Below are 16,656 nucleotides of genomic sequence, written 5' to 3'. Positions count from 1 at the left end.
GACACTTCCTATTTCGGAGTTGATAAAAAACCATGCATTGCTGGAAAATTTTAAATTTAGAACATCATTACGGTACTACGCGTATTATTATAATGGGTGTTATTACTTTTTTATTGGTCTTTTCTGTTTCCTATGTAACGTTTAATTTATTTAATGAAGAGCATTATACAGATCGATTATTCTGGCTCTTTGTGATAGCTGTGCTAACACTTTATCCCATTCACAAATTTTTGCATTTTGTGGCCCTATTTGATTTACGCCAACATTTAAAATTACGTCTACGTAGTCAGTTTTATATAATTCCTGTTTTACACATGCGAATTCGAGAGCCATTATCTAAAAATCGTTACATCTTAGCATTACTTACGCCTTTTATCGTTCTAAATACTATTATTATAGTTGGAACATGGCTTTTACCAGCCTATACCCATTATGGGACATTGCTGTTAGCCTATCACTGTAGTCTATGCTTGATTGATATCCTTTACGTAAAGTATCTCTTGAATTCACCTAAAAATTCACAAATAGAAGAAACACCTAAAGGCTATGAAATTTTAGTTCCACCGACCGTTCACTAAATTGCTTGTACTTGTTTTTTATTGACGTTCTTTGTTATGCTATTACTATTGAAAGAGGGGAGGAATAGACTTGCTATTAATGATTGTAGTTCTATTCTCGGTATTCTATTTATTTCAAATTAACCGCATGACATATGCTCTATGCATGCGACGTGAAATTCCCGAAGAAAACCAACCAAAAATATTCCGAACTATAAATATACTTATTACTATCCTACTTGTCTCATTCTACATTGAAATTTTATATGCAGTTTAACAGAAAAATCCATTACGCCTCGGCGAAATGGAATCTAATTTTTTGGGGCTTTTTTGAAAAGGCCCTTTTAAAAACCAGTTGCACCATCCGCGCCCGTCCGCACGCTCGAAGATAAGTCGAGCCCCCCATGCAACAACTTTTACTAACCAAATAAATTGTTTAGAACCTAAGGCATGCGGCGCGAATGTCTAACATTGTTAAGAAAAGCTAAGAGTTGATGCTCTTAGCTTTTCGCTGTTTTATTAATTAGTATAGGAACGCTGCACCAACGATAATTAATAAAATAAATAACACAACTAATAAAGCAAAGCCTGAGCCGTAGCCACCGCCACCGTATCCTCCGTTGCCCATAACTTCACCCCCTTTCTTTTCTATATCCTATGCGCTTCAAAATTTGAAATATAGGCAATACTCAAGGGGGAACCATTTTGTTTTTAAAACGTTTATGTTATAGTAAAAAATGGACGAAACCATGTTAGGAGAGAATATCCACTATGAAAAAGACAGTTTTATCTTTAACTTTAGCTGCGTCTGTATTAGCGCTTGGTGCTTGTAGCGGCGGAGATAGCAAAGCAATCGTTACTTCTAAAGTGGGCGATATTTCAGTAGCTGATTTTAATGAAAAGGCAAAAGCTTTAACAGGCTCATATGTAATACAGCAAATGCTAACTGAAAAAGTACTAGCTGATAAATATGAGGTAACAGATAAAGAAGTAAAAGAAGCATATGACACAACAGCTGCACAATTTGGCGATAACTTTGTACAAGCCCTCACAGAAAGCGGCTTAACAGAAGAAGGTTTTAAAGATTCTTTACGTGTTCAACTTCTTCAAGAAAAAGCTATAAAGGATTCATTTGATACAAAAAAATACTATGAGCAAATGAAAACTGAACTAAAAGGTCGTCATATTTTAGTTGCAGATGAAGCAACTGCAAAAGAAGTGATTGAAAAAATTAAAGGTGGCGCTAAGTTTGAAGATGTAGCCAAAGAATATTCAATAGATACAGGTTCTGCTGAAAAAGGGGGCGAGCTTGGATGGTTCTCTGTTGGTGCAATGGTTGATGAATTTAATGATGCTGCTTATGCTCTTGAATTAAATACATTAAGTGAACCAGTAAAATCAAGCTTTGGCTATCATGTCATTGAAATCACAGAAAAACGTAATGTAGAAGGTATTGGCTCATTCAAAGAGGAAGAAGCAAAAATTACTGAAACGATGTTCGGAAAATTAAAACAAACAGGTACTGATCAAATCGTTGCAAAGGATATTGTTGCAAAATTAGCAAAAGATATGGATATTAAAACATCAGATAAAGATTTAAAAGAATCTCTAAAATTCTTCACAACAACAAGTGAAGAACAAGCAAAGGCAGCTGAAGAAGCAGCTAAAAAAGCAGAAGAACAAGCTGCTAAAGAAGAAGATTCTGAAGGTAAAAAAGAAGATTCTGACAAAGAATCTAAATAATAATTTTGTTGTTGATATTTACATCTAATGTAACAAACCCCTTTATTAAAGGGACATTGGCTATACACAACTAAAGTAATAACCATAAAGCTTATAGCAGTAGATATTTATGTTAGAAATTAGGGCTATTGAGAAATTTATACTTTCTCGGTAGCCTTTTCATTAATTATATACTAAAATTTTCATATGATTAGTATTATTATACTACAAATCCTTATTTTAAATTGTTTGCTTTTTGAATCACATCATCCCATTACTATTAGAAGTAACCTTATTTAGTTACCTAATATTAAATATTTCCTTTAATAAATTTTGTACAGACATTTGATCTTTTGCCTACTGTTATTCAATTCGGACTTATTTTCATCTTGACTAAGGCATTTCAATAGAAAATTTTTGTAGTAGTTCATTTATCGATTAAAGTTGTTGTTGGTTAATATATACTTTTCCATGTCAGAAACTAGATGTAACAGAATCAATATCCCATTTTTAGTAAAAAAACTTTGTATTCTTTATTGACTTTAAATATTTTTTGAAACGTTTTACAACAGTTCATAGTAAATATTTTTCTTTATATAGAAGTGATTAATATTAACGGGACTTCTCCCTCTATATAAAGCCTTATCCAACCAGTTGTCGTTACTGAACTGGCAACTGGTTGTTTAGTTTCGTTGTGTAGTCGGATTTAGTTCTAAAAATTTTATATAGTCTTTACAGTTTGTTCTATAATGATCTTCGTTGTAGAAAGTTTCTGATGGTAATTCAGAATGAATCGATTCAATAGGGCTTTATCAGTAGGTGTACCTTTACGGGACATGCTCATGATAATGCCTTTACCTCTTACGGCTTGTTGGTAACGACAAGTTGTGTATACCACTCCTTGGACACTATGCAACGTACAACCTTCAGGTAAATGATTTAGTTGGGATAATATATGCAACACGAAATCCGTATCTTGGCGCTCACCAATTAAATAAGCGATAATGTCGTCATTATATAATCTTGAACACTTGAAAGATATAACTGTTTCTGACCAAAAGGCAAGTAAATAATATCTGTAACGAGCTTTTGTAAAGGTGCGGTTGCCACTAAATCACGATTAATTAAATTAGAGATTATATAGCAGGGTTGTACAGTTTGTTTACGTTTTTTTACTTTCACACGAAATTACCAACCATATTTTTGTATGATGCGTTGTACAGTCTTACAATTTACGTATATTTCTTGGCGTAAGAATGCCGTAATTTTTCGACAACGGAGATCACCAATACGTCGCTCCATGACATGACGAGATTTTCCCTCCATAACGCCCTTTATGGAATGTATATTGTTTATTTTACCAACAGGTTGTTCAAATCGATTTGTTTCTCTATTTTTATACCAATTCATCCATGTTTCCTCCTGTGTTCGATGCCTTATATTTAATTCATTTAATACCTGTCTCATAACTCACTATTGTACACATAGAAAAGCACCTCCTAATCGAAGTTTAGGTTTCTAAACCTTAATTCAATCGAAGATGCTTTTTTTATTTTCTATATTGTTGAGGTCAGTCCAATAATTTTTCTCTTATAAATAACAGGATAAAATACTCATCGTAATGCAGTAAATTACTTTCGACGCAAAAATACACATAACAATTCAGTATTTAAATTTCAATAAATAACTAAATAATACATTATAGTAGAAAAAAACCTTTATTTAACATTATTGGTATGTTACTATATATTTAACTCGAGGCAAGTATACATACTATAGCGCTATAAATAATTATAAAATCGGAGGAATGTTTTTATTATGAAAATATCTAAAATATTTACAGGTTTAATGTTTTGTGGAGTGCTGCTTTTCCCAGGAGCAGCAAGTTCTTCTGCACAAGAAATAAATGTTTCTTCTTCTCAAAAAACTTTTGAAAATTTATCAGTAGAAAAACCAGAACTATTATCTTCTAGCATATCGACAAAAGCATTAAATTCTATTAATGTAGGTCGTTACTTTGAATTTTATTATGGGCCAACTTACAAGTACACTTTCTCTCTTGGTACACCACCTTTCGTAGAGCCTATTTATTCAGGTACTCTACTTTATAATTCGTCGAAAAGCTCTCATGGATTATATTGGTATGAAGGTACTGTTTATTTACAATAATAGCTAATTCTTTAAGAGGTATTCGTTTCAAAAAAACACTAAATTTTATTGATGGTTGAGATGAAGCCTATAAAAAAGAAGTTGCAATACTATACGTCAATTAGATGACTTCAGATGCTATTGAAGTCATCTCTTTTTAATGTCTATCACTTGCACGTATAATTGAAGTGATCCATATATGTTCTAAAAAAAAATTCTATAATCCTCTTAGGTTAGTCTGTCTAAACCTCCTTTTAAAAGGCTAAAAAATTCAATTGACACATTATCTAAACATTTTAATTCCCTGATTAGTTCGTTACATTGAATGGCTTAAACACTACAAAAATTAGAATAATATTATTCACCTAGAAGGAATGATTCTTAACTCAGTTTAAAAATCTTAAAATTAACTCTATTTAATTGAATATAAAAACTGCACCTTCAATTGTTAGATTATGACTATCAATTGAAGTGCAGCTCGAATAATTATTTTTCAATACTCTTTTTTCTTTCCTAAAGGTTAGGCTTATAGAATGAACGATTATCAAGTGGGAAGAGTCTCTCTGTAAATTCGCCCGGTGTCGTTTTACCTAATGCCCTTGTTAACATATTCATCTTTGCATCAATGTTATCGATATAATGCAAAATTTCTGCTTCCTGAATCATAGGTTTTTTCGGGCTACCCCACTCTTCTTTCCCATGGTGAGACAATACCATATGCTGTAACAGCATGACTTCCTCACCTTCAATTTCAAGCTCACTAGCAATCTTAGCAATTTCATTTACCATAATTGTAATATGGCCTAATAAATTTCCCTCCACTGTATACATTGTGGCAACTGGGCCTGATAACTCTACAACCTTGCCTACATCATGTAAAATAATCCCAGCATATAATAAGTCACGATTTAATGTTGGATATAGATCAGCAATGGCTTTACCTAGTTTGAGCATGGAGACCATATGATCTAATAAACCTGACGCATAGTCATGATGATTTTTAGTCGCTGCTGGAAAAACTAAAATAGCCTCTTGATGTTTTTTAATTGCTGCTCTTGTAATTCGTGAGATATTAGGGTTTTTAATGTCAAAGAAAAATTGCGTTAATTCTTCATATAGTTGTTCTTTTGGTGTTGCAGAGGAAGGCACTAAATCATGAATAGCAATTCCTTCCTCTGGCTTAGCAACACGGATAGATTTAATACGCAATTGATTCTTTCCTCTATAGTCATGAATCTCTCCACCAACACGTACAATGGCTTCCGCATGGTACGTCTTTTCATGATCCTCATTCGTGTCCCATAGCTTTGCCTCTATATCCCCACTCTTATCTTGTAATATTAGCGACATAAATGGCTTTCCAACGGTTGTAACCCCTTTTGTCGCTTGTTTTATTAATAAAAATTGATCAACTACTTCTCCAACTTGGAGCGTCGTAATCCCTTTCATGTTGACGCCACTCCCCTTTCGTTTGCTAATGCTCCTATATCGACAATCTGCTCTTTCTTCCAATAGTTGAGCATTGTGTCATGGCAAGTAAAATACAAAATTTGACGCTCATATCCTACTTCTTTCATTAATTGTACCATTTTGTCTGTGCGGTTTCGATCAAAATGGACAAAAGGATCGTCCATAATCATTGGAAATGGAGCAGCACTCACTAGGGTTTTTGCTAGAGCCATTCGCAATGCAATATAAGCTTGCTCTTTGGTAGCCTGTGACAACTCCACCATTTGATAACGTATTCCTGCAGCATCCTGTGCTACAAAGTAACCATCCTCATGAATCGAAAGTTTGTCATAGTTTCCTCCTGTTAGTAAACGGAATACAGCATTTACCTCTTGAAGGACATGAGGTAATTTTTCTTCACGAAGACGGAATAGGGTTTCATGAATAGCTGTCGCCACCGCTTTTTTAGTTGCCCACTGCTCAATTAACTGATGCAATTCTGTTTTCTCCTGCTCAAACTGTTGAAGTAATTGACCATACTTTTCATCATTTAATAGCTGCTCTTTTTCCATTAGCAAAGCAGCACGTTGTTCCAGACACTGATCAATTTCTAGTTGCAATGATTGCTGCTCTTGTTCTAAAGCAAATATGCGCTCGTTAACAGAGTCCTCCATCAGATTTTCCTTCTGTTCAAGAGCGAGTGAAGATAATTGAGCCTGAACGGTTTGCAATTCTCCCTCAATTTTTTTTCTCTGTTCAAATTGCTCATGCATTTCATAATATGCCTGTTCATTTTGGATCTTTGCTTCTTTGAATAGATCGTACATTTCAGCAGTATAACGATCCATTCTTGATTGTCCACCTTCTATTTTTATTTGGACGCTTGCTAGCTGATCTTTTGCATGCTGAGCTTGCTGCTGTTGCTGTTGTGCTTCAAGGTAGGCTGTTCGTAAATGCATATAAATTTCATGTTCATCATAGGCTCCATCTAAAACCCGCTGAAGCTGCTCATAAATGCTGTTTTTTTCTACCTGCGTTTCTTGCAACAGACTTGAGGTACTGTTTCTTTTAGCTGCTAATTCTTGTACACCACGAATACGCATAAATAATTCGGGCATTAGCGATCTGGCTATCGTTCCTTGTAAGCGATAACGCTTTAAAAAATGCTGGAGTGTTTGAGTGGCTTCTTCACTCTCCACCTCCGTTAGTTGAATTTTATATTCAAGAGAAGTATATTTCTGCTCCTTTTCTTTCTGCTGTTCATTGATGTGTAACAAGCGATCTTCATATCTTTGCTTCTTAATAAGAACTGCTTGTACTGTTAATTCCTCTTGCTCTAACTCCCGTAGGAGGATGCTGTGCTCTTTATTAGTAGGTTCATCTGCTTGCTTAACATATCGAATAAACAAAAAGGATAGCAATGATAAAACTGCTCCAATTAGGATTACAATTATGTTTTTTTCAAATACACCATAAGCAAACGACATGAAGCCAATCAGTAGTACAAGCCAGATAAAGTCATGAGGTTTCTTCTGCTTACTTCGTTGCGATTTGGCAACACGTAATTGCTCAAGCCTCCGCTTTTGTTGAGGCCATTGTGCTAAAATATGTTCTTCCTCACTTGTTAATGACTCATGCATTAGCTGTTGCTTCTGTTTGGCTATTGCATCTAATTCTAGGTGTACTTGCTCTAGTGAACGTAGATGAAATTTTAGCTCTTCCTCCGCCTCCTCTAATTTACTTAATTGAAGCTGAAATTGTTGCTCCTGTTGGAGTGATACTGTTTCGTTCAAAAGATTTTCTTGTGCTTCTTTCTCTGTTACACCTAGTAAACGAAACTGTGCTTCAATTTCTTGTTCGAGCAAAAATAGATCATCCTGTAAATTTTGCTCTTTCACCATTAGCTGATGCCACGTTGCCTCTCTTTGCATAAGGTAAGCCATTTCATTGACCTTTTGCTCATCCACTGTTGCAAGTATTTTCTCCTGTAATGTTTGATGCTGCTCCTTTAATTGCATCAATTGTTGACTTTCATGTAACAGACGATCCTTTGCTTGCTCATACCGTCTGATACCCTCTGATGGAAACTGAACATGTTGAAAATTGGTCATTGTCTGTTGCAATGTCTGTTGCTGCTTGAGAAGAGGAAGTGCTTGTTTTTGAATAGTTAATTGCTGCCATTGTTGCTGTTGCCGTTTCTGCTTACCAAATAGCTGTTCTAGCTTTTGCTCAAGTAATTGTAATTGCTGTAATTTATCCTCAAAGGTTTGAATCTTCCCCTGCTCCAGTTTAATTGTCCGCTCAAGCTGCTTTAGTTGTTCAATCTTTTGATTAATCAATGGCACTTTACCTGTTTTTTTAAACAGCTCACTAGCCTCTTTATCCATTTTCTTTTCAAGAGTGGATAAATACTGAATACCTGTTGTACCTGAGGCAAGTAGCAAATGGGTTAGCTCCTCTTCAGACATTTTTTCAATACCTTGTAGTTCATGCAGTGAAAAAGAAAAAATGGCTTCAAAGGATGCCCTAGAATAACCATATAAAAGCTTTACTAACAACTCCTCATGCCCCGTTGTTCCATCCTCTAGGTAGACAGTAACATCACCAGCAGCCTTTCCTTTCACACGTTCAACTGTACATTGACCATAAATAGGGTGTAAAAGTGTCAGCTGACCTCCATATTTCGTTGAAATTTTCGGCTCATATTTGCGCTGTATCTGCTGCCTTGTTGGGAAACCAAAAAGCATTTGTAGTATAAACTGCTGTATCGTCGTTTTTCCTGCTTCATTTAATCCATAAAAAATAGTGACACCATCATTTAACGAAATGGAGATATTTTCATGCTTACCAAAGCCATAAATTTGGATTTTCTGTATTGTCAGCATGTAATCACGCCCTTTGAATTTCTTCTGCTAATAATGTCTGTGCACGATTGGTTAAGTTCTCAATTTCCTTTTCACTAAGTGGCTCTATTAGCCTCGCGCCACCAGCATATTGGTACAAATCTTTTAGAATATCCTTCCATTCATCGCTGTCCCATTGCTCCATCAAGCTCACAACGGATTGAGTTGTTGCTGTATGCTCTAAAAATCTCGATGCCTTTTGCAACACCATTTTTTGTACCCAACACATTGGCTCAATACCTTCCTCAGCCTCTCGAATAGTCTCTAACCATGCATCTACTGTTGCATGCTCAAATAAAGCTTCCGTTTGTTCGTCAATATGTTGCAAATGAAGCTCTACTACCGCTGCGCCATACTTCTTCCTATTGGCTGTAATCGCTTCTGCACATCTCTTCAATAATTCATTGGCGTGTACCACATTCGTACAATCCACCTCTATGGTGCTATAGACGACAGCAGAAGTAGAGATAAATTCAAGCTTAGTCGATGTTTTGGATAACGTCACATCATAAAAGCCTTTCATTCCTTGTTCTTTACGATGTCGACTTTGAATATTGCCTGGATAAACAATTGGAGGGTTTTGATGTAAAAGCTGTCGTTTATGAATATGGCCAAGCGCCCAATAATGATAGTTCTTTTCAAGTAACTGTTGCTTTGTAAAAGGGGCATACACATCATGTGTCGTATTGCCTGCCTCACTGCCATGAAGCATACCAATATGAATGGCATGCTGATCATGTGCAGTTGGATAGCTTTCAATAACGGATGCCTTTAAATGACGTTCAGGATAACTAAAACCATATATATTCACTTGTTGACCCCGTATTTTTAATTGAACTACACTCGTTTCAGCTGGTAATTCATAGACATTACTTGGTAAAGCAAAACGTGTCCATGTGCCATTTAAATGATCATGATTTCCGTAGCTTACAATGACAGGGATATTGTGTTGAAAAAGCTTCTCCATTGCATCTTGAAATCTACGTTGTGCTTGCAAGCTACGATTTTCACCATCATAAATATCCCCAACAATAAGTAAAAAATCAGGTTTTTCCTGAATCGCTTTAAGGATAATTTTATCAAACGCTTCAAAAGTGCTTGACCGTATTTTCTTTAAAATGGGTTCGGGTAGACCAAATAAGCCCTTAAATGGACTATCTAAATGTAAATCTGCCATATGGAAAAAACGAATTGCTGACATCCAATCACCTCAAATAGTAGATAATTCTCTCTTTAGTGCAAACCAAAGTAATAATATGTTGATTAATCGAAATCGAATATTTGTTCTATTTTATCATAACTCATGTTTGATGAAAAATGCTATTACGGAAAAAAACAACATTGCCTTACTTTTTCCACAATTTTCGTAATTTATCAAAAAATTCACTAGTTTTACCGTGAAGTTTATAAATCTTCTATGTATAATAGAAATATATTCAAGTAAAAAGGGTGGGGTCTTTATGGAGAATTATCGTTTTACAGCTTTTGAAAAAACAGGGGAAACATTGTTTGATGAAACTTGGACTTTTGAAAATGATGAGGCTGCTAAACTAAATGGACAACAACAAGTTGAGGAAAAAGGTGTTGCCGATAAAACTCATCGTCTTGTAAACGCTTCTGGTAAATTAATTTTATTCCATGTTTAGTGGCTAATAAAAGGCACGTAGTCAATGGTTTGCTACGCGCCTTTTATTATTTTTATTTGCCTACAAAGACAGGCGTTCTTTTCTCTACAAATGCATGAATGCCCTCGACATGATCTGTTGTTTTACGCATTGCAGACTGGCCCTCAGCCTCTAATGCTAAGATATTTTCTAGCTGTGGCATATTTTGTGCATGTAGAATTTTTTTCGTTGTAATCATGGAAGAAATCGGGGATGCAAGCATTTTCCCCACCAGCTGATCTGCCATTGCAAATACAGTGCCCTCTGGTGCAATATAATCAATTAACCCTGCATCTAATGCTTCTTTTGCTGTTAATACCTTACCCTCCCATATCATTTGTTTCGCTCTAACAGTACCTACACGCTCCTTCATGAAGAAATGACCGCCACCATCTGGAATCAGTCCAATTCCAATGAAATTCATAGCAAGTTTACTATTTTCACAGGCTACAATAATATCTGCCCCTAGTGTTAGACTAAATCCTAAACCTGCTGATGCACCATGAACCGCTGCAATCACAATCATTGGTAGCTGATAATATGCCTTCACGATACGTGTCAGATAAACCATTGCCTCATCAATATTCAGTGGTTTGCTTTCATCTAGCATTGCTTTTATATCACCACCCGCAGAAAAGACCTTTCCTTCTCCACGAATAACAAGCACCTGAATATCTTTTTCCTGCTGTAGAGCCTCAAAGCATTCTGCAAGTTCACGCATCATGACATCATCCATTGCATTCATCGCCTGTGGACGATTCAATGTTAAGGTTGCTCGACGCTCTAATTTTTCTAATGTAATCGTTGAAAATTCCATCTCTATTACCCCCAAATATGAATAGTCATTCACTATGTATAATTCGTGTTTTTTTAGAAAACTCCTTCTCTCTAAGCAAAATTGCTCCTGTTATGCTATATTAAAGGACGAATATCGAGATAAAGGTGGTAATGTATTTTGACACAAAAAGACTATCGTGTATTACTTTATTATAAATATATTACGATTGAAGATCCTGAAGCGTTCGCAGAAGAACATTTAGCATTGTGTAAAGAGATAGGGCTTCTTGGTCGTATTTTAGTAGGTTACGAAGGTATTAACGGAACTGTATCAGGTACCATTGAGCAAACAGATGATTACATGAACCATATGAAGGCAGATGCTCGTTTTAGTGATATTATGTGGAAAATTGATGAGGTTGAAGGGCATACCTTTAGAAAAATGCATGTACGTCCTCGTCGAGAAATTGTTCACCTCGGTTTAGAACAGGATATCAATCCGTTAGAAATCACAGGTGATTATTTAACACCTAAAGAATTTATGGAACAGATGCAAGATGACAACACAGTAATCATCGATGCCCGTAATGACTATGAATATGATCTGGGTCATTTCCGAGGTGCTGTTCGACCAGATATCGAAAACTTCCGTGACCTACCTGCTTGGATGGAGGCACATAAAGAAGAGTTTGCCGATAAAAAAATCTTAACTTATTGTACAGGTGGTATCCGCTGCGAAAAATTCTCTGGTTGGCTAAAACGCGAGGGCTATGGTCAAAGCGTAGGTCAATTACACGGCGGTATTGCTACATATGCGAAAGATCCTGAGGTAAAAGGTCAATTATGGAATGGTCAAATGTTTGTTTTTGACCGCCGTCGAAGTGTACCGATTAATCAGGTGGAACATGTCATTGTTGGGAAGGATTATTTCACTGGGGAGCCTTCTGAACGATACACAAACTGTGCAAACCCAGCGTGTCATAAACTAATGCTTTGTGAAGAAAAACATGAGGCATTTTACATGCGAAGCTGTTCAGATGATTGTCGCCGCGCAGAACGCAACTTTTTCGTGGAGGAAAACGGTTGGACAAAGGAACAAGTTGAAGAACAAATTGCTAAGATTGCAGAGGTCCAAAAATCAAATTGTTAATCCCTTTCATAATTTAATCAAGGTAAGCATCGCTATGAGATTTCCGCTCAAAACCTCAGCATAGTAATCTTCAGCATTATCAATCCATTTAAAAAGAGCATCGTTCATCAAGACGATGCTCTTCATTATGCACTTTATCCTTGTCCTAAATAACGTCCTACCTGACGTCCACTAAATAAACAGCCACCAACAAATGTCCCTTCTAAAGCACGGTAGCCATGGACACCACCGCCACCAAAACCACTTACTTCACCAGCTGCATATAACCCAGGAATCGGCTGACCGTCCATGCCCAAAACAGCACCATTTAAATTTGTTTGCAAGCCACCTAAAGTTTTCCTTGTTAGAATGTTTAAGCGAACAGCAATTAAAGGCCAATTTTTGGTATCTAAAATTTTATGTGGCTTGGCAACACGCACCCATTTATCGCCAATATAATTTCTTGCTCCATGAATAGCGTTTACTTGCAAATCCTTCGTAAACTTATTGTCCATTTCCCGATCTCTGGCCAAGATTTGCTCTTTAATCTTCATGAAATCAAGTAGCTCATTCCCAGCAAGTTTATTCATTCCATCTACAAGTTCCTTTAGATCATGTGCAATTACAAAATCCTCTCCGTGATTTTTAAAAGCTTGGATAGGAGCAGGTGGGCCTGGTAAAATACGTTTTAAAACATCGCCAATGCTTTTGTTTGTTAAATCTGGGTTTTGCTCTGAGCCAGATAAAGCAAATTCTTTCTCAATAATTTTCTCCGTTAAAATAAACCAGGAATAGTCATAACCTGTTTTTTGAATCGCCTCTAACGTACTGAGTGTATCAAACCCTGGAAAGTTGGGTGCATGAAAACGATTCCCCTCTGCGTCAAACCACAGGGAGGAGGGCCCAGGCAATATCCGAATTCCATGGTTGGGCCATATCGGATCCCAATTTCTTAAACCCTCTGTGTAATGCCACATGCGATCACGGTTTACAATGCGTCCCCCGGCATGTTCCGTGATCTCTAGCATTCTTCCGTCAACGTAAGCTGGTACACCACATACCATATTTTTTGGAGGTGTCCCTAATCGAGCAGGCCAATTTTTTCTCACTAAATCAAAATTTGCCCCAATACCACCACTTGCTACAATCACAGCTTTCGCTTGGTAGGAAAATTCACCGATTCCTAATCTCGAACTTTTTTCACCTCGATTAATAAAGGTTTCAGCTAGCACCGTTCCGCTAATTCCTGTAATCTCCCCTTCTTGCTGCACAAATTCATCCACACGATGTCTTGGCTTGAAGTCTATAAACCCTTCTTTCATAGCCTGTTTTACTTTATCTACAAATGGCTTTACAATGCCAGGGCCTGTACCCCAGACAATGTGAAATCTAGGTACTGAATTGCCATGCCCTCCTGCCAACGAGCCTCCCCGCTCTGCCCATCCAACAACAGGGAAAAACTTTATACCTTTTGACTTTAACCAGTCGTATTTTTCACCTGCAGCAAAATCAACATATGCTCTTGCCCATTTATACGCCCAGGAATCCTCATCTTCTAAGCGATCAAAGCCTGCAGTTCCTTGCCAATCCTGCCATGCAAGCTCCTTACTATCTTTAATTCCAAGCCTTCGTTGCTCTGGAGAATTTACTAAAAATATTCCACCAAAAGACCAATATGCCTGTCCTCCGATTGAATTTTCAGGCTCTTGATCTACTAAAAGAACTTTTTTCTTTGCATCGATTAATTCACAAGCTGCGACTAATCCTGCAAGACCAGCACCAACTATTGCAACATCGTACTTCATTCTTACACCCCCAAATCAATCATCCTTAACTAACATTCTTCTCTCACAGTCTGTTTACCTTCTACTTTTTATATTTTTGTCTAAATTGTGACAAACAAAAACGTTCGCTTTCTTAGAACAAATCCATGGATAAACCCTCTATTTTATTCCATTTAATTCCCATATAATTTTTCATGCTAAAACTACACAGAAACTTGATACTATCGGACTTTGCAAATATCGTTAGCGCTTTCATTGTACTTCCCAAAAAGACGAACAATAATTAAAAATTATATACAAAATATTCGTTTTTAGTTATTTTTCAGACTTTTGAAGTCAGTATTTTTAAAGTTTTTAAGAAATATCGTTGACAAAGGTGAACAATAGGGATTATGATGTTAACAAATTTAATCACAAAAAATATAACGACGGAGACACACTAGTCGCAAGAAAATCCAAAGAGAGCTGATGGTTGGTGCAAATCAGTGATTTCTACGATAATAGTTCCACTCCTGAATAGATAGGCTGAACAACTTAAAAGTAAGCTTATCCGTCTCATGCACGTTACGCATATAGCTAAGACTGCCAGAATAAATTTTCCAGCAGTGATTAAGGGTGGTACCGCGAACCAAAGTTTATACAGCCTTTCGCCCCTTACAACACACTAATTGTGTTTGTAAGGCGTGGAAGGCTTTTTATATTGTTTTCGATTTAGAAAGGAGATTGTTTGTATGCTGTAAGATGTTCGAATTTTACAAATTTCAGACTGTCGTAGATAAAGCCATAACCAATTATGATAAAAAAGGAGCTAATTATAATGACTACTGCAACAAAAACAAGAACTATTAACGTATTTATCGCTGATCCACTAAGTGAGGATGGTATTTTCCCATTACGTCAGGAACAAGATTTAGATTTAAACATTATTGTAGACACAGGACTAGCACCAGAAGAATTAATCGCTAAAATTGCAGATGTAGATGTATTACTTGTTCGTTCTCAAACAACGGTAACACGTGAAGTAATTGAAGCAGCTAAAAGCTTAAAATTAATTGGTCGTGCGGGCGTTGGTGTCGATAATATTGACCTTGCTGCTGCTACAGAACACGGCATTATCGTGGTAAACGCACCAGATGGTAATACAAACTCAGCTGCTGAACATACAATTGCGATGATGACTTCACTTGCCCGTCATATTCCACAAGCTTTTAATACATTAAAAAATGGCAAATGGGATCGCAAATCTTATGTTGGCGTGGAGCTAAAAAATAAAACTTTAGGTGTTGTAGGTTTTGGTCGAATCGGTGTTGAAGTAGCTTATCGTGCAAAAGGTCAACGTATGAATGTTATGGCATACGACCCATTCCTAACAGATGAACGTGCTAAAGAATTAGGTGTAACAAAAGCAACAGTTGAAGAAATTTGTGTAGCTGCTGATTTCATTACAGTTCATACACCACTTCTACCTGAAACTCGCAACCTTATTAATAAAGATAAATTTGCGATGATGAAAGATGGCGTACGTATTATTAACTGTGCACGTGGCGGTATCATCAATGAAGACGATTTATACGATGCAATCGTAGCAGGAAAAGTGGCTGGAGCTGCTCTTGACGTATTTGTTTCTGAACCAGCAACAGATCATAAGCTACTGACTTTACCACAAGTTATCGCAACGCCTCACTTAGGAGCATCTACAATCGAGGCACAAGAATCTGTAGCGGTTGACGTATCAAATGACATCATTAAATTTTACAAAACAGGTACTGTAACAAATCCAGTAAACATGCCATCAATACCTAAAGAGCTTCTTGCACAAGTTGAGCCTTTCTTTGAATTAGCTGAAAAACTTGGTTCATTCCTATCACAAGTGACAACTGAGCCAGTCAAAGAAATCAACCTATCTTATGCAGGTGAAGTAGCAAACTATGATGTTCGTCCATTAACTTCAAATGCGTTAAAAGGTTTACTGTCTAAAAATCACGGTAATCATGTCAATGATGTGAATGCTCGTTACTTATCTGAACGTATTGGTATGAAAATTAATGAGCACAAAACAACAACAGCAAAAGGCTTTACAAGCTTAATTACTATTGAAATTACTACTGCTAACGAAACACATACTGTAGCGGGTACACTATTAAACGGTTTAGGTGCACGAATTGTAAAAGTAGAGGACTATGTTGTAGACGTCATTCCACAAGGCCACCTTCTTTACATTAAAAATACTGACAAACCAGGTGCAATTGGTCGTGTAGCAACAAAGCTTGCAGAAAAAGAAATTAATATCGCGACAATGCAGGTAGGTCGTGCACAGGTTGGTGGTACAGCGGTTATGATGTTAACGGTTGATAATGTTGTAACAGAAGAAGATTTAGTTTTTGTGGCACAGCTTGAAAACATTGATGAGGTAAAAGCCATTAACCTATAATTAATAACAGCAAGAAGCAGGGGGTCTCTACTCTCTGCTTTTTATTTTGGGAAAATGATACTTTTCTGTGGGTTCTTCGTCTTTAAAGAAAA

The 16,656-nt window shown here is 36.5% G+C and carries 14 protein-coding genes and 1 other annotated feature; of the genes, 7 read left to right on the top strand and 7 right to left on the bottom strand.

Features of this window, described 5'->3' with window-relative positions; all coding sequences use genetic code 11:
- Positions 1–32 precede the first annotated feature (32 nt).
- Together JIN86_RS19310 and JIN86_RS24040 are read left to right on the top strand one after the other, a co-directional pair.
- Positions 33–578 (top strand): DUF3267 domain-containing protein, encoded by a 546-nt coding sequence (locus JIN86_RS19310; RefSeq protein WP_009373452.1) that lies wholly within the window; start codon positions 33–35, stop codon positions 576–578.
- 70 nt (positions 579–648) lie between these two features.
- Positions 649–834, top strand: coding sequence for a hypothetical protein (locus JIN86_RS24040; protein ID WP_008173337.1), 186 nt, complete (start codon positions 649–651; stop codon positions 832–834).
- Between the two features lie 246 nt (positions 835–1,080).
- Here JIN86_RS24040 and JIN86_RS19305 read toward each other — a convergent pair whose 3' ends face one another.
- Positions 1,081–1,185, bottom strand: a complete 105-nt coding sequence (locus tag JIN86_RS19305; protein ID WP_004230765.1) for a YjcZ family sporulation protein — start codon at positions 1,183–1,185, stop codon at positions 1,081–1,083.
- Between the two features lie 143 nt (positions 1,186–1,328).
- Here JIN86_RS19305 and JIN86_RS19300 point away from each other — a divergent pair, with 143 nt between their 5' ends.
- Positions 1,329–2,300 (top strand): peptidylprolyl isomerase, encoded by a 972-nt coding sequence (locus JIN86_RS19300; RefSeq protein ID WP_202342643.1) that lies wholly within the window; start codon positions 1,329–1,331, stop codon positions 2,298–2,300.
- A gap of 1,167 nt (positions 2,301–3,467) precedes the next feature.
- Here JIN86_RS19300 and JIN86_RS19295 read toward each other — a convergent pair.
- Positions 3,468–3,689, bottom strand: a complete 222-nt coding sequence (locus JIN86_RS19295; protein WP_202342642.1) for a hypothetical protein — start codon at positions 3,687–3,689, stop codon at positions 3,468–3,470.
- A 408-nt stretch (positions 3,690–4,097) separates the two neighbouring features.
- On the opposite strand from JIN86_RS19295, the gene JIN86_RS19290 reads away from it, so the two are divergent.
- Complete coding sequence (locus JIN86_RS19290) at positions 4,098–4,448, top strand: hypothetical protein (protein WP_202342641.1); 351 nt, start codon at positions 4,098–4,100, stop codon at positions 4,446–4,448.
- 492 nt (positions 4,449–4,940) lie between these two features.
- Here the strand turns inward: JIN86_RS19290 and yhaM are convergent, their stop codons facing one another.
- Genes yhaM through JIN86_RS19275 form a run of 3 tightly spaced genes read right to left on the bottom strand, consistent with a single transcriptional unit; the run spans position 4,941 to position 9,980 of the window.
- Positions 4,941–5,876, bottom strand: a complete 936-nt coding sequence (gene yhaM, locus JIN86_RS19285) for a 3'-5' exoribonuclease YhaM (RefSeq protein WP_202342640.1) — start codon at positions 5,874–5,876, stop codon at positions 4,941–4,943.
- Positions 5,873–8,761: an ATP-binding protein gene (locus JIN86_RS19280; RefSeq protein WP_202342639.1), complete on the bottom strand. Its 2,889-nt coding sequence runs from the start codon at positions 8,759–8,761 to the stop codon at positions 5,873–5,875. The genes yhaM and JIN86_RS19280 overlap by 4 nt, the downstream gene beginning before the upstream one ends.
- Before the next feature lie 4 nt (positions 8,762–8,765).
- On the bottom strand, positions 8,766–9,980 hold the full coding sequence (locus JIN86_RS19275; RefSeq protein WP_202342638.1) for a metallophosphoesterase family protein: 1,215 nt from the start codon (positions 9,978–9,980) through the stop codon (positions 8,766–8,768).
- Between the two features lie 259 nt (positions 9,981–10,239).
- Between JIN86_RS19275 and JIN86_RS19270 the strand changes: the two genes are divergently transcribed.
- Positions 10,240–10,425 carry a YhzD family protein gene (locus JIN86_RS19270; RefSeq protein ID WP_004230778.1) on the top strand — a complete coding sequence of 62 codons (186 nt, stop codon included), beginning with the start codon at positions 10,240–10,242 and terminating at the stop codon, positions 10,423–10,425.
- 52 nt (positions 10,426–10,477) lie between these two features.
- Here JIN86_RS19270 and JIN86_RS19265 read toward each other — a convergent pair whose 3' ends face one another.
- Complete coding sequence (locus tag JIN86_RS19265) at positions 10,478–11,260, bottom strand: enoyl-CoA hydratase (protein WP_004230780.1); 783 nt, start codon at positions 11,258–11,260, stop codon at positions 10,478–10,480.
- 138 nt (positions 11,261–11,398) lie between these two features.
- Between JIN86_RS19265 and trhO the strand changes: the two genes are divergently transcribed.
- A complete protein-coding gene (gene trhO, locus JIN86_RS19260) occupies positions 11,399–12,370 on the top strand; it encodes an oxygen-dependent tRNA uridine(34) hydroxylase TrhO (RefSeq protein WP_202342637.1) in 972 nt (323 codons plus the stop codon).
- Between the two features lie 134 nt (positions 12,371–12,504).
- On the opposite strand, the gene JIN86_RS19255 is transcribed toward trhO, so the two are convergent.
- A complete protein-coding gene (locus JIN86_RS19255; RefSeq protein ID WP_202342636.1) occupies positions 12,505–14,154 on the bottom strand; it encodes an FAD-binding dehydrogenase in 1,650 nt (549 codons plus the stop codon).
- 395 nt (positions 14,155–14,549) lie between these two features.
- Positions 14,550–14,791 (top strand) — a binding site (T-box leader).
- A gap of 159 nt (positions 14,792–14,950) precedes the next feature.
- On the opposite strand from JIN86_RS19255, the gene serA reads away from it, so the two are divergent.
- Positions 14,951–16,564 carry a phosphoglycerate dehydrogenase gene (gene serA, locus JIN86_RS19250; protein ID WP_009373435.1) on the top strand — a complete coding sequence of 538 codons (1,614 nt, stop codon included), beginning with the start codon at positions 14,951–14,953 and terminating at the stop codon, positions 16,562–16,564.
- Positions 16,565–16,656: the final 92 nt, after the last annotated feature.

The organism is Lysinibacillus sp. HST-98 (genome assembly GCF_016757845.1).
Lineage (GTDB): Bacteria > Bacillota > Bacilli > Bacillales_A > Planococcaceae > Lysinibacillus > Lysinibacillus capsici.
The sequence above is the reverse complement of the archived record's forward strand: the minus strand, read 5'-3'. Positions and strand labels throughout refer to the sequence as shown.

Bases quoted from the DNA above. Each gene is read 5' to 3' on its own strand.
- JIN86_RS19310 (WP_009373452.1), top strand. From the start codon at position 33: ATGCATTGCTGGAAAATTTTAAATTTAGAACATCATTACGGTACTACG.
- JIN86_RS19305 (WP_004230765.1), bottom strand. From the start codon at position 1,185: ATGGGCAACGGAGGATACGGTGGCGGTGGCTACGGCTCAGGCTTTGCT.
- JIN86_RS19300 (WP_202342643.1), top strand. From the start codon at position 1,329: ATGAAAAAGACAGTTTTATCTTTAACTTTAGCTGCGTCTGTATTAGCG.
- JIN86_RS19295 (WP_202342642.1), bottom strand. From the start codon at position 3,689: ATGAATTGGTATAAAAATAGAGAAACAAATCGATTTGAACAACCTGTT.
- JIN86_RS19290 (WP_202342641.1), top strand. From the start codon at position 4,098: ATGAAAATATCTAAAATATTTACAGGTTTAATGTTTTGTGGAGTGCTG.
- yhaM (WP_202342640.1), bottom strand. From the start codon at position 5,876: ATGAAAGGGATTACGACGCTCCAAGTTGGAGAAGTAGTTGATCAATTT.
- JIN86_RS19280 (WP_202342639.1), bottom strand. From the start codon at position 8,761: ATGCTGACAATACAGAAAATCCAAATTTATGGCTTTGGTAAGCATGAA.
- JIN86_RS19275 (WP_202342638.1), bottom strand. From the start codon at position 9,980: ATGTCAGCAATTCGTTTTTTCCATATGGCAGATTTACATTTAGATAGT.
- JIN86_RS19270 (WP_004230778.1), top strand. From the start codon at position 10,240: ATGGAGAATTATCGTTTTACAGCTTTTGAAAAAACAGGGGAAACATTG.
- JIN86_RS19265 (WP_004230780.1), bottom strand. From the start codon at position 11,260: ATGGAATTTTCAACGATTACATTAGAAAAATTAGAGCGTCGAGCAACC.
- JIN86_RS19255 (WP_202342636.1), bottom strand. From the start codon at position 14,154: ATGAAGTACGATGTTGCAATAGTTGGTGCTGGTCTTGCAGGATTAGTC.
- serA (WP_009373435.1), top strand. From the start codon at position 14,951: ATGACTACTGCAACAAAAACAAGAACTATTAACGTATTTATCGCTGAT.